The 11,571-nt window shown below is 60.6% G+C and carries 12 protein-coding genes, 1 tRNA gene and 1 pseudogene; 4 read left to right on the top strand and 10 right to left on the bottom strand.

All coding sequences use genetic code 11. The features are described from left to right. Positions 1-34: 34 nt before the first annotated feature. The 4 genes and pseudogenes from AC2FNB_RS05625 to AC2FNB_RS05610 all read left to right on the top strand — a co-directional run. Positions 35-111 (top strand) — tRNA-Met (locus AC2FNB_RS05625). Between the two features lie 363 nt (positions 112-474). Further along, entirely contained in the window at positions 475-1,086 is a 612-nt protein-coding gene (locus AC2FNB_RS05620) for a hypothetical protein (protein WP_496744983.1), read from the top strand. A 95-nt stretch (positions 1,087-1,181) separates the two neighbouring features. Next, complete coding sequence (locus tag AC2FNB_RS05615) at positions 1,182-1,313, top strand: transposase (RefSeq protein ID WP_496744987.1); 132 nt, start codon at positions 1,182-1,184, stop codon at positions 1,311-1,313. A 7-nt stretch (positions 1,314-1,320) separates the two neighbouring features. Further along, positions 1,321-1,668, top strand: a pseudogene (locus tag AC2FNB_RS05610) (DDE-type integrase/transposase/recombinase); the annotation flags it as partial. Positions 1,669-1,888: 220 nt separating this feature from the next. Here the strand turns inward: AC2FNB_RS05610 and AC2FNB_RS05605 are convergent. From AC2FNB_RS05605 to AC2FNB_RS05560, 10 genes are all read right to left on the bottom strand, one after another. After that, a complete protein-coding gene (locus AC2FNB_RS05605) occupies positions 1,889-2,725 on the bottom strand; it encodes an alkaline phosphatase family protein (protein WP_496744982.1) in 837 nt (278 codons plus the stop codon). Between the two features lie 140 nt (positions 2,726-2,865). Next, complete coding sequence (locus tag AC2FNB_RS05600; RefSeq protein WP_480751156.1) at positions 2,866-4,503, bottom strand: ABC transporter ATP-binding protein; 1,638 nt, start codon at positions 4,501-4,503, stop codon at positions 2,866-2,868. Continuing rightward, positions 4,500-5,315 carry an ABC transporter permease gene (locus AC2FNB_RS05595; RefSeq protein ID WP_480751180.1) on the bottom strand — a complete coding sequence of 272 codons (816 nt, stop codon included), beginning with the start codon at positions 5,313-5,315 and terminating at the stop codon, positions 4,500-4,502. Before AC2FNB_RS05595 ends, AC2FNB_RS05600 begins: the two co-directional genes overlap by 4 nt. After that, positions 5,315-6,271 carry an ABC transporter permease gene (locus tag AC2FNB_RS05590; protein WP_480751154.1) on the bottom strand — a complete coding sequence of 319 codons (957 nt, stop codon included), beginning with the start codon at positions 6,269-6,271 and terminating at the stop codon, positions 5,315-5,317. The genes AC2FNB_RS05595 and AC2FNB_RS05590 overlap by 1 nt, the downstream gene beginning before the upstream one ends. 15 nt (positions 6,272-6,286) lie before the next feature. After that, on the bottom strand, positions 6,287-7,870 hold the full coding sequence (locus tag AC2FNB_RS05585) for an ABC transporter substrate-binding protein (RefSeq protein ID WP_480751152.1): 1,584 nt from the start codon (positions 7,868-7,870) through the stop codon (positions 6,287-6,289). A 184-nt stretch (positions 7,871-8,054) separates the two neighbouring features. Beyond that, positions 8,055-8,393: a hypothetical protein gene (locus AC2FNB_RS05580; protein ID WP_480751150.1), complete on the bottom strand. Its 339-nt coding sequence runs from the start codon at positions 8,391-8,393 to the stop codon at positions 8,055-8,057. Positions 8,394-8,444: 51 nt separating this feature from the next. Further along, entirely contained in the window at positions 8,445-9,551 is a 1,107-nt protein-coding gene (locus AC2FNB_RS05575; RefSeq protein ID WP_496744979.1) for a glycerate kinase type-2 family protein, read from the bottom strand. Then, on the bottom strand, positions 9,548-9,985 hold the full coding sequence (gene dtd / locus AC2FNB_RS05570) for a D-aminoacyl-tRNA deacylase (protein WP_480751146.1): 438 nt from the start codon (positions 9,983-9,985) through the stop codon (positions 9,548-9,550). The genes AC2FNB_RS05575 and dtd overlap by 4 nt, the downstream gene beginning before the upstream one ends. Further along, positions 9,973-10,875 (bottom strand): carbohydrate kinase family protein, encoded by a 903-nt coding sequence (locus tag AC2FNB_RS05565; protein ID WP_496744977.1) that lies wholly within the window; start codon positions 10,873-10,875, stop codon positions 9,973-9,975. The genes dtd and AC2FNB_RS05565 overlap by 13 nt, the downstream gene beginning before the upstream one ends. Beyond that, positions 10,872-11,540, bottom strand: coding sequence for a nitroreductase (locus tag AC2FNB_RS05560; RefSeq protein ID WP_480751178.1), 669 nt, complete (start codon positions 11,538-11,540; stop codon positions 10,872-10,874). The genes AC2FNB_RS05565 and AC2FNB_RS05560 overlap by 4 nt, the downstream gene beginning before the upstream one ends. Positions 11,541-11,571 lie beyond the last annotated feature (31 nt).

Genomic DNA, 11,571 nt, shown 5'->3' with positions numbered 1-11,571 from the left:
CCTCAAGGCAAAAACCAAAAGGCCAACAAACCGGCGCGGGATGGAGCAGCCAGGTAGCTCGTCAGGCTCATAACCTGAAGGTCGCAGGTTCAAATCCTGCTCCCGCAACCACTTTTACCGCATAAATACAACGCTCTAACGCCCCAAAGGGGCGCTTCTTACGTTTTGCCACCACTACTGGAAGCACTGTGGAAGCAAACGGAGCGGAAACACCCTGTGGTGGATGCGCAACAGCTCCACTCTTAACATGGAAGAGCCAAATGCGGGTTTGATGGCTTGAACTGCACCGGGTTTGCCGGAGGCTCCAACTCATGAATTGGATGGAGCATCACGACAAAGACAACGAACAAGTATTCACCGGAAGTACGCGAGCGTGCTGTGCGGATGGTGTTGGATGGCGGGAGATGCAGTAAAAGTTGACCTCAAGTCAGGAAAATTGTTACTTGCGCGGAAAGGTGGTTATGGTGGCATAAATTGCAACTTAAAGAAGTTTTCGATAACGATAAAAAAATGTACAATAGTAATCTCTTTGCGCGCATCCAAGTGTTAGCAGTCGTTGCCCTGCTGAGCATGCCGTCTGCAGCGATTTCAGTAACACCCGAGCTGGAAGCGCGTGGAAAACAGCTTCCTCAGGTAACCGGAACTGTAGTTGGAGTCCGATCTGACGGTACCATGCTGTTGCACCCGATTGGCGAAGACAATCAAAAGATCATTGCGGTTCGTCAATGGGGGTACGAAGTAGATCCCAAGCTACTTAGCTTCTCTGTTCTTGGCCGAAAGGTGGGTTGTGCAGTTTTGTACGATGGCCATGGTATTCTGGGTGGAAACTGTTCGCTTCGGTTTTTTTCCGATTCCGAAACCAGCAGGAAATGGCGTGGTGACGACAGCTTGGATAGCATTTCACAATATCATGGGGTTCCACTTGATCACTACCTGAGGACCTTAGGAATAGGGCGATACATGTGCAGCGATCAGGACTGGCGCTTTTTGTCAGAGCTGCCACAAGAGCCACCCTTTCGGCGCGACCATTTTTTAGAGCGCTGCGACTACTTTAACCAAAACAAAACTGAAGAAGATAGTAGATGAGCATAACAGATATGATCGACAGTGGCGCAATTTGGACGTGTCGCGGTTTGATGCCGCTCCTTTGATAGCATTTATTGCAACAAAGGAGACTGACTATGGGACTGAAACGGACGGACGAATTCCGCGCTGATGCGGTGCGGATCGCGCTGACGAGCGGGCTGACGCGCAGGCAGGTTGCTTCAGATTTGGGTGTTGGCCTGCCCGGCAGTCGCCGCTTGCGGCGATGAGAGGGGGGCGATCCGAGCGTTGAAGATGGCTGTGGCGCTGCGTCAGCCACCAACAGGTTGCATTCACCACACCGACCGTGGCAGCCAATACTGTTCGCACGACTATCAGAAACTCCTGCGCCAGCACGGATTCCAGGTGTCGATGAGCGGCAAGGGCAACTGCTATGACAACTCCGCCGTTGAAGCGTTCTGCAAGACGATCAAGGCGGAGCTGATCTGGCGCAGGTCGTGGCAGACGCGCAGAGATGCGGAACTGGCCATCTTCCAATACATCAACGGTTTCTACAATCCGCGAAGGCGGCACTCAGCCCTCGGCTGGAAAAGCCCGGTCGCTTTCGAACGGAAAGTGGCCTAAACGAGCACCTGGGGCGGCACAAAAACGGGACAGGTCCACGACCCCAAGTCATCATCACAGCAGTCGCTAGAAAGCTCGTTACAATCGCGAACGCACTCCTAAAATCTCGGCAAAACTGGTCGGCTCAGACCGCCTGAGAAATACAGTTGCTAGGTCGGGTTCATCGGACGCTTACGGGAAAGGCGTTGCAATCGCCTTTCCAGCGCCAGTTGAAAGCGGGTCACGATAAGAACGGCTTTGCCTTCATGGTATCGGCAATGGGCGCCCCCAGCCGGTCCAGAACAGTCGGTGCCAGTTGCAACTGGTCGATCACCGCAACCGGTTCCGGCCCGTCGGCATCCCCGAAGTAATAGAGCGCCGTTTCCTGTTGCAACTCGCTGCGCCCGCCATGATGGCCACGCTCGTCCTGGCCGTGATCTGCGGTGACGATCACGTCATACCCCAACTGGCGCCACCGCGGGATGAACGGGGCCAGCATCTCGTCCATGACAAAACAGGCATGATCCATTTCCTCGCATTCGTGGAAAAAGCGGTGCCCCATACTGTCGAGCGTGCAGGTGTGCAAAATACCGTAATCCAGACCGAAGCGCAGACACAGATTGGTCAGTGTCGCGAACAGGTCGACATCCGACGGCGTCATCTGGTTGGCATGGCCATACCCGGTCATCGAATGGAACCGGCCATGATTGATGGTCGTGCTCTCGGGTTCGTCATATTCGATGTCGCGGACATAATCGAACGGATGACGGTTGAAGAATTGCGACCAAAAGCTGTGCGTGACCGCGCCGGTGACACCGCCTGCCTGGCGCACCTGGCTAAAGATGTCCTTGTGGTTCAGACGAAACACGTTGCCGTTGCCGGTACAGCCGTGTTCCTGCGGGGTGACGCCGGTATGGATCGAGGCATAGCAGCTTGCCGAAGTCGAGGGCAGCACCGCGCGCAGCTTCCACACCCGCGCCTCGCCGCTGTCCACCCAGCCTTCGAGATTGCCGAACAGACGGCGGAAATTCCGGTACGGTACGCCGTCCAGAATGATCAACAGCAATTTGCGGTCCATCGCGTGCTCCGTTGCGAGGGTCAGTTTTGGCCGAGACTAGCGAAGAGCGGCGCACAGGCCTGCCAGTTCACGCCCCGAATGGTAAAATCCCGACCTCTGCCGTCAGGCAAAAGCCGGGATTAACGTTTTTCGAAACGGGATCAGTTCCCCGCGCTCTCCATCTTGCGATGCGCAACCACTTCTTCCAACCAGCCCAGATGCATCTCGGGCACCGAGCTGAGCAGCAGATCGGTATAGTCGTCAAAGGGCGGGTTCAGCACCTGCGATTTCGAGCCATAGCGGACAACGCGCCCCTGATACATCACCGCGATACTGTCACTGATGGCGCGCACCGTCGCCAGATCGTGGGTGATGAACAGATAGGCCACATCCTCGATCTTCTGCAGATCCAGCAGCAGTTTCAGAATGCCGTCCGCCACCAGCGGATCAAGCGCCGAGGTGACCTCGTCACAGATGATCATCTTGGGCTTGGCCGCCAGCGAGCGGGCGATGCAGACCCGCTGTTTCTGGCCGCCCGACAGCTCCGCCGGATAGCGGTCGATGAATTTTTCGCCCAGTTCGATCTCGTCCAGCAATTCGATGACCCGCTTGCGCTTTTCCGATCCGCGCATACCGAAATAGAACTCCAGCGGCCGTCCGATGATCGTACCCACAGTCTGGCGGGGGTTCATCGCGACATCGGCCATCTGATAGATCATCTGCAACTCACGCAGATCCTCGCGGGATCGCCCGGCCAGATCACGCGACAGCTTGCGTCCGGCAAAAGTGATCGAGCCATCGCGCGGCGGCAACAGCCCGGTGATCACCCGCGCCAGCGTGGATTTGCCCGAGCCGGATTCGCCCACGATCGCCAGCGTCTGCCCGGGATGAAGCTCGACATTGACGTTGTGCAGCACGTCGAAATTCAGCCCCTTGTACCGCGCGGTGATCCCGTCGACGGTCAGCACCGCTTCGGGCGTGGGCTGTTTTTCCTCGTGCTCGATGGAGCGGACCGAGACCAGCGCCTGGGTATACTCCTCCTGCGGGTTGTTGATGATCTGGTCGGTCGAGCCATATTCGACCGTATTGCCCATCCTCAGCACCATGATCTCGTCGCTCACCTGCGCCACGACGGCAAGGTCGTGGGTGATGTAAAGCGCCGCCACGCCGGTATCTGCGATGGCTTCCTTGATCGCCATCAGAACGTCGATCTGGGTGGTCACATCCAGCGCCGTGGTGGGTTCGTCGAAGACCACCAGATCGGGTTCCGGACACAGCGCCAGCGCGGTCATGCAGCGCTGCAGCTGGCCGCCCGAGACCTGGTGCGGGTAACGATCACCGATATTGTCGGGATCGGGCAGGCCCAGCTTGGCAAACAGTTCCCGCGCGCGTGCTTCAGCCTGCTTGCGCGAGAATTTCTTGTGCTCAACCGCCGCTTCGACAACCTGATCCATGATCTTCTTGGCCGGGTTGAACGATGCCGCCGCGGATTGCGAGACATAGGTCACCTCGCCGCCGCGCAGGTTGCGGATGTCACCCAGGGACGACTTCATGATATCGCGCCCGTTTACCCAGACTTCGCCGCCGGTGATTTTGACCCCGCCCCGGCCATAGGCCATCGAGGCAAGGCCGATGGTGGACTTGCCGGCCCCGGATTCCCCGATCAGCCCCAGCACCTTGCCGCGTTCCAGGTCGAAATCGACCCCGTGCACGATTTCGATGTCATGGGGCTTTTCGCCTGGCGGATAGACAGTCGCGCCGATTTTCAGGCCACGGACCTTGAGAAGTGGTTCGCTCATCCCCGGCCTCCTTTCAGCGATGTGGTGCGGTTCAGCACCCAGTCGGCCACAAGGTTGACCGAAATGGCCAGCGTCGCGATGGCGACTGCGGGCCACAGGGCCGCTCCGATGCCATAGACGATGCCGTCCTTGTTTTCCTTCACGATGCCGCCCCAGTCGGCCAGCGGCGGCTGCACGCCCAGTCCCAGGAAGGACAGGGTCGAAATGAACAGCACCATGAAGATGAACCGCAGGCCGAATTCAGCCACCAGCGGCGACAGGGCATTCGGCAGGATTTCCCGGAAGATGATCCAGACCCGGCCCTCACCACGCAGCTTTGCGGCTTCGACATAGTCCATCACGTTGATGTCCACGGCAACGGATCGCGACAGGCGATAGGGGCGCGTCGCATCCAGAAGGCCCATTACCAAAATCAGGATCGGGACGGTCACGGGTACGATTGCCAGCACCACCAGCGCCAGAATCAGTGTCGGGATCGACATCACCAGATCGACTGCCCGGCTGAGAACCTGATCGGCCCATCCCCCCAGAACCGCTGCCAGCAACCCCAGAGAGGTTCCGGTCGCGAAACTCAGGATCGTCGCCGCCGCGGCGATGAAAATCGTCGTGCGCCCGCCATAGATCATGCGGGTCAGCAGGTCGCGGCCGATATTGTCGGTGCCCAGCAGGTGCTCGGCGCTGGCGGGTTCCCACACGTCGCCCACAACCTCGGCCATTCCATAAGGGGCGATCAGCGGCGCGGTGAACGCCACAAAGAAATAGAGGCCGGTGAAGAACAGGCCGATCAGCGCCGAAAGAGGAATATTCTTGATCATTTCGGGTGCCTCAATCTTGGGTTGGCAAGGATCGACACGATGTCTGCCACCATGTTCAGGCCGATATAGACGGCAGCGAACACCACGCCGCAGGCCAGAACAACCGGCACGTCGCGCTTGGTCACCGCATCCACAAGGTATTGCCCCATGCCGGGATAGACGAACACCACCTCGACGACGACAACACCGACCACCAGATAGGCCAGGTTCAGCATGACGACGTTCACGATGGGCGAAATGGCGTTCGGAAACGCATGCCTTGCGATGACCTGAAAAGTGGACAACCCTTTCAGCTCGGCCGTTTCGATATAGGCCGACTGCATCAGGTTCAGGATCGCCGCCCGCGTCATCCGCATCATCTGCGCCAATACCACCAGCGTCAGAACCAAGGCGGGCAGCGCAATGGCGTAAAGCCTTTCACCGAAAGACATGGAGTCGTTGACCATCGCCAGCGACGAGAACCATCCCAGTTTCACCGAGATGAAATAGACCAGCACATAGCCGATGAGGAATTCGGGGATCGAAACCGTCGTCAGGGTGACGGCAGAAATCAGTTTGTCAGGCCAGCGGTTGCGATACCGGACGGCCAGCAGGCCCAGAAAGATCGCCAGCGGAACCGATACGATCGCCGCTACGCAGGCCAGAAACAGTGTATTCCCAAGCCGCTTGCCGATGCTTTCGGCGATGTCCAGCTTGTTGGTCAGCGACTGGCCAAGGTCGCCTTGCACGATGCCGCCCAACCAATCGAAGTACCGGGTCAGGGCAGGACGGTCGAGGCCCATTTCCTCGCGCAGGTTGGCGAGGGATTCCGGGGTTGCGGACTGGCCCAGGACGGCTTGCGCGGCGTCTCCGGGCAGGGCTTCGGTCAGGCCAAAGATCAGGGCCGAAGCGCCAATGAGCAAAAGGAGTCCCAGCGCAAGGCGCTGGGAAACCAGTTTGATGATCGGGTGCATTCTGAGGAACCCGAGTCAGGCGAACCACATCTTGCGAGTCGCCTGACCGCCCATCAGTTCATCATATGGGTCAGCTTCCCAACCGGCCAGCTTGTCGCTGACACCGTCAATGAACTGGTTGAACATCGGACAGATCAGGCCACCCTCTTCGTTCAACAGACGACCCATTTGGGAATAGAGCTCCTTGCGTTTGGCGGTGTCGAGCTCGCCCTTCGCCTGGTTCAGCATGTCGTCGAATTCCGGCCGCTTCCAGCGCGTGTCGTTCCAATCGGCTGTCGAAAGGTACGCGGTGGAATACATCTGGTCCTGTACCGGGCGCCCGGTCCAGTAAGAAGCGCAGAAGGGCTGCACGTTCCAGACCTCGGACCAGTAGCCATCGCCCGGTTCGCGCTTAATTTCCAGTGGGATACCGGCCTGCGCAGCGGATTGCTGGAACAGTGCTGCGGCATCCACTGCGCCCGGGAAGGCGACTTCGGAGGTGCGCAGAATGATCGGTGATCCATCATGGCCGGATGCCTTGTAGTGTTCGGCTGCCTTGTCGAGGTCGAACGCACGCTGCGGGATCGTATCGTCAAATAGCGGATAAGCCGCGTTGATCGGGATATCATTGCCGACGCTGCCATAGCCCTGAAGGATCTTCTCGACCAGCTCTTCGCGGTTGATGGCGTATTTCAGAGCCAAACGAAGTTCGTTGTTGTCGAATGGTGCCGTGTCACCGTGCATGATAAAGACATAGTGCCCGCGCCCTGTCGTAGGTTGCACCGTCAGGCCCGGTGCGCGGCTCAGAAGTCCTGCAACCTTGGGTTCAACCCGGTTGATCAGGTGGACCTGTCCGGATTGCAGCGCTGCCGTGCGTGCGGTGGAGTCATTGATGGCGATAATCTCGACGCTGTCAAAATGGCCGTTATCAGCCCAGTAGTTCTCGAACTTTGTGAAGGCGTGACGCACACCCGGCTCGTCTACTTCAAGCTTGTACGGGCCGGTTCCGATGCCTGCGCCCGGGTTGTCCATGCCGCCATCCGGCTGAATGATCAGGTGATAGTCGGCCATGAGATACGGCAAGTCGGCGTTCGGGTTGTTCAGGGTGACAGAGAACGTGTCTCCATCGGCCTTCATCGACTCGATTTCCTTCATGATGCCCAAGGCGCCCGACTTCGAATTTTCGTCCGAATGGCGCTGCATGGTCTTCAGCACGTCTTCGCTGGTCAGGGTCTTGCCGTTGTGAAATTCGACTCCCTGACGGATCTTGAAATTCCAGACCTTGGCATCTGCGCTGGCCTCAACACTTTCGGCCAGACGCGATTCAATCGAACCGTCCGGTGAAACCACCACAAGGGTGTCGCCGAACTGGCGGCCGTTAAGAGCGGGCACCTGGCTCGCATAGGATGCAGGGTCGAGGGAGTTCGTCGATTCGCCACCAATGGAGCCGATTTTCAGATCGCCGCCCTTGTTCGGTCCCGCTGCCTTGGCCGCATTCGCAAACATTGTGCTGGCCATGGCCGCCGAGACGCCAAGCGCCGCCGCTTTCCCCATGAATTCGCGGCGGGTCAGCTTGCCCGCGGTCACCTGACCGGTCATGTGAGTGAGTTGTTCGTTCATAAGTATCTCCCAATTGAGCATTCTGTGCCATTCGCTGGCGTTTTTTATTGACGGACGAGTCAATGTAGGCGGAATATCGATCCTCCGGCAAGCACTAATCTTTCGTCCTGCCTGCTGTTAGATGTCATTTATTGTGGCGTTATCTCCGTGTTGTCTTCCTCTTTCATGGAACCTCTGTGCGGCTTCATAGGCTTTCTTCGTGATGCCAAGATGAAAACTGCCTGAATTCCAGCGTTTTTTCCTTGGTCCGGCATAGAAGGGGTGAATGCGCAATCCCACGTTTCGGAAAATGTGCCATCAATTTCCGGTGAGGCGAAACAGGGAAGGGATGATTTGCCCGTAGGTTCCTCGTGATGCCGCTGACGCAGCCACTATATTCATGAATGCAGTTCCCGGCCAGTTCGGAGTGTCCATGATTCACCTGTCGGAATCGTCTTGCAGACAGCCGTCGCCACTCAGGTCGCGCGATGCCCGATGCAGGAGTTTTCTCGATTTCACGCTGAAACGCGTTGCCGGTGGTCATCCCCGAACTCTGAGAGGCACGTCGCCGGCCTGAAAGGGGATTCGCGCCAATCTATGCCCTGATTGCGACCAGCAGGTCCATGACGTTGGTGCCGGTCGGCCCGGTCTTCAGCAGCGCCCCGCATTGTTCCAGATAGGTTCCGCTGTCGGCCCGCTCCAATGCCTCTGCCGCGCCATCACCCCAGATGTTGCCGTCGACGATGGCTCCGGCGGCGTCGGTCGGGCCGTCCGTGCCGTCCGTGCCGCCAACAACCACGGTGATCCCGACACACCCCGCGATCTCGCGGGCCAGCGCCAGGGCCAGCGCCTGATTCCGCCCGCCACGCCCCGGCTGCTTGGGCAGCATCACTGTCGGTTCGCCGCCAAAAATCATCACGCCACGGGCCATGTCTCGGATGCGCGGACCAAGGCTGGATGCCAGACGCCCAAGTTCATCATGCAGGGCCTCTTCATTCGCCGCCACCGCAAGGCCCAACCTTTCGGCGGCTTGCGCAGCCGCCTGCCGCGCATGCGCGTTCGATGCGATGACGCGGGTGCTGGCCTCGTATCCGCAGGATTCGGGCAGGGCGCCGATGCCCGAACCGATCACCATCAGATCATCCCCCGGAACATCCGAAATCGCCAGAACGTCGACCCGCGCGCCCTTGAACCCAGACAAAAGCCCGCCGCCCTTGACGCGGGACATCGTGCGGCGCTCGGCATTCATCGCCCCGATATCCAACCCGGTCGCCAGCAGACGCCTGTTCAATGCCGAGAGGTCATCCAACGTCTTCCCGGGCACCAGATCCTCGGCCAGGGACGAGGCGCCGCCCGAGACCAGCAGCAGCAGCCGCTCTGTCGGCGCCATCTGCTCCACCGCCTCGCGCAATGCCCGGCCACCTGCCAGGCTGCGGACATCGGGCACCGGATGCGAGGCCTCGATCAGGTGCACATGCCTTGGCAACCCGTCGCCATGGCCATCCTTGGTAACGACCAGACAGGGCAGGTCTCCGAACCGGTCCAAAGCGGCCCGCGCCATCGCGCCCGCCGCCTTGCCGACCGCCAGAATCCGGTCGGGCCGTGCCATGTCCGCAAGGGCGGTTTCGGTCGCCTTGTAGCCTCCGACCGCATCCACACCGGCCTGCCAGATCGATCGCGCCGTTTCCCGTGCCTTGTTCATATGTCCATCCAGATCGTCACCGGGCCGTCATTGACCAGTTCCACCGCCATATCCGCCCCAAACTGCCCGGTCTCGACAGGAACGCCGTGCGAGGCGATTTTTGCGGCAAAATACTCATACAACCGCTCTCCCTCGTCGGGCGCGGCCGCCGCAGAGAATCCGGGCCGGTTCCCGCGCGATGTATCGGCCGCCAGCGTGAACTGGCTGACCACAAGGGCCGAGCCGCCGATATCCAGAACCGAGCGGTTCATCTTGCCCGCCTCGTCCTTGAATACGCGCAGCTTGGAAATCTTCGCCGCCAGCTGGTCCGCCTGCGCCTCGCCGTCGCCCTGCATGGCGCAAACCAGTATCATCAGGCCCGGTCCGGTCTTGCCGATCACCGCGCCATCGACCGACACCGCCGCCCGCGTCACACGTTGGATCAAAGCACGCATTCCATCTCCTCCAATTCGGGTGCTTCCGCGCCCGGGCGCGCGACGCTCAGGCTGGCGGCCCGGATACCGGCGCGCAGCGCCCCGCGCAACGCGTCACCGCTCAGACCGAGCGGCGTGCGCAATTGCCGCCGCCGGTACACATACGCCAGAAACCCCGCCGTGAATATGTCGCCGGCACCCACCGTGTCGCTCACCTTGACCTCGGGCGCGGCCTCGCTGAGCTCGTGCGGACCCAGCCGCACGGTCGCCCCCCGCGCGCCATGGGTCCGTATCATCAGTTGATCCGCGCGCAGCGGGGGCAGGGGGCCGAACCAGTCCAGATCCTCGTCCGACACCTTGACCACATGCGCGGCCCCGATCAGCCGCGCCAACCGCGCGCGATAGGCCTTGTCGTCGGTCACAAGGCCGGGCCGGATGTTCAGGTCCAGCCAGATCAGCGGCCCCCGGGCCGTCTGCGCCAGCCCGGCGAAAACCTCGGCAGACGGCGCGTGGATCAGGCTCACGCCCCCAAAGACCATGGCCCCGACATCATCGGGCAGATCAGGCACCTGCCTCAGCCCACGCCCGGCGCTGCCGTCATCGAACAGATCGAACCGCGTTCCATCCGGCAAAGGGTGCGCCAAGGCAACGGTGGATGGCGCATCAAGCCTGACCGCAAACCCTGCATCGACCCCCTCGCGCCGCAGATGCGCCCCAAGCCGCTCGCCCATCGGGTCGGTCGAAAGTGCTCCGAAAAACCCGGATGAAACCCCAAGTCGCGCCAGTGCCACCGCCGTATTGACCGCCGCCCCGCCGGGAACCGGGCGAAACCCGTCGTCCCCGCCTTCAAGCCGCGCCGGAACAAGGTCCAGCACCGCCTCGCCGCAGCACAGGATCAAGGGGCCGCTCATCCGCGCCAATCGACAAAGTCCTCCACCCCCGCCCGAGGCGTTCTGAACGCGTTGGCGGGGTGATCGGGGTCCGGATAGCCAAAGGAAATCGCGCACAGAACCAGCCGGTCGTCGCCGATGCCGAAATACCGGTGCAGGAACGGCCCGTACGAGGCGACCGCCGCCTGCGGAATGGTCGCAACCCCCAGGGCCCGGGCGGCCAGGGCAAAGGCCGTCACGAACCCGCCGCAATCCATCGCGCCATAGCCCCCAAGCTCCGCCGGGCTTGACACGATCGCACAATGCGGCGCCCCGAACAGGGCGAAATTCTCCATCATCTGCCGGGCCGATCCCGCGCGGTCGCCCTTTTCCACCCCGACCGCTTCATACAACGCCCAGCCGCAGGCGCGGCGACGGTCCAGATAGACACCGGAATAAGAACTGGGAAACGGCAGGTCAGGGGTGACGGGCGCGGTTTGCGCCTCCTGCTGCAGGGCGGTGCGAAAGGCTTCGGTCTCGTCGCCCGAGGTTATGATGACCTGCCAGGGCTGCGCATTGCACCAGCTGGGAACCTTGCGCGCACTGTTCAGTATCTGCTCGATATCCGTTCGCGGCACCGGGTCCGGGCGAAAGGCGCGGCAGGAATGCCGCTGGGCCAACAACTCATCCAGAACCGCCAATGTCATGCGCCGCACCCCCTTCATGTCGCGGCGCAGA

Source organism: Ruegeria sp. BHSB058 (assembly GCF_059613285.1).
Note: the sequence above shows the minus strand (reverse complement) of the source record. Positions and strands in the feature narration are given on the sequence as shown.

Coding starts and splice junctions, on each gene's coding strand:
- AC2FNB_RS05615 (WP_496744987.1), top strand. CDS start 1,182: ATGGGACTGAAACGGACGGACGAATTCCGCGCTGATGCGGTGCGGATC.
- AC2FNB_RS05605 (WP_496744982.1), bottom strand. CDS start 2,725: ATGGACCGCAAATTGCTGTTGATCATTCTGGACGGCGTACCGTACCGG.
- AC2FNB_RS05600 (WP_480751156.1), bottom strand. CDS start 4,503: ATGAGCGAACCACTTCTCAAGGTCCGTGGCCTGAAAATCGGCGCGACT.
- AC2FNB_RS05590 (WP_480751154.1), bottom strand. CDS start 6,271: ATGCACCCGATCATCAAACTGGTTTCCCAGCGCCTTGCGCTGGGACTC.
- AC2FNB_RS05585 (WP_480751152.1), bottom strand. CDS start 7,870: ATGAACGAACAACTCACTCACATGACCGGTCAGGTGACCGCGGGCAAG.
- AC2FNB_RS05580 (WP_480751150.1), bottom strand. CDS start 8,393: ATGACCACCGGCAACGCGTTTCAGCGTGAAATCGAGAAAACTCCTGCA.
- AC2FNB_RS05575 (WP_496744979.1), bottom strand. CDS start 9,551: ATGAACAAGGCACGGGAAACGGCGCGATCGATCTGGCAGGCCGGTGTG.
- dtd (WP_480751146.1), bottom strand. CDS start 9,985: ATGCGTGCTTTGATCCAACGTGTGACGCGGGCGGCGGTGTCGGTCGAT.
- AC2FNB_RS05565 (WP_496744977.1), bottom strand. CDS start 10,875: ATGAGCGGCCCCTTGATCCTGTGCTGCGGCGAGGCGGTGCTGGACCTT.
- AC2FNB_RS05560 (WP_480751178.1), bottom strand. CDS start 11,540: ATGACATTGGCGGTTCTGGATGAGTTGTTGGCCCAGCGGCATTCCTGC.